This is a genomic window from Streptomyces sp. DH12, from assembly GCF_020873895.1.
Taxonomy (GTDB): Bacteria; Actinomycetota; Actinomycetes; order Streptomycetales; family Streptomycetaceae; genus Streptomyces.
Genome location: NZ_JAHWGT010000556.1, coordinates 1 through 563, shown reverse-complemented (window position 1 = coordinate 563; position 563 = coordinate 1). Strand labels below are relative to the sequence as shown.

General features: G+C 70.5%; 1 protein-coding gene. It reads left to right on the top strand.

Annotated elements, in window-relative coordinates:
- Positions 1–537, top strand: a 537-nt coding sequence (locus tag LPA54_RS35745; protein WP_228984725.1) for a DUF4937 domain-containing protein, incomplete at its 5' end; no start/stop codon positions are given.
- Positions 538–563: the final 26 nt, after the last annotated feature.

Here is a 563-nt window from a genome sequence, read left to right as displayed (position 1 = left end):
GCGGGGCTTCTGGGGGAGCCGGGGTTTCGCGCGCAGGGCGGAGGCTGGAGCCGGGGACGGCAGGACGTGGCGCACATCTTCTCCTTCTGGGAGAGCCGCGCCTTCTACGACTCCTTCATGGCCCGGTCCCACGACCGGCTCGCCGCCTCCCAGGCGGGCACCTTCAAGAACGCCCAGGTCAGACTGTTCGACCACCGCTTCGACGTGAAGACCGGGTTCGAACCGCGCTTCACCGACGCCGACCTGATCAGGGTCGCGCTGTGCCGCGTCCACGAGGAGCGCGCCGAGCACTTCGTGCTGATGCAGGAGAAGGTGTGGAACCCGGCGATGGCCGGCTCGCCCGGCATGGTCCGGGGGCTGTTCGGCGAGGCGCCGGGCAGCGAGTACCTGATCCTGTCGATGTGGCGGTCCGCCGCCGAACACGGCAAGTATCGAACCGAGCGCGTGGAGCGACTGACACTGCGGGCGCAGACCGAGGCGGACGTCGCGGCCCTCGCCGGCGACATCGTCGACATGGAGCCCGCCTGGACGGTGTGAGCACGCTCCCGTGGCCCGGTGCGCGA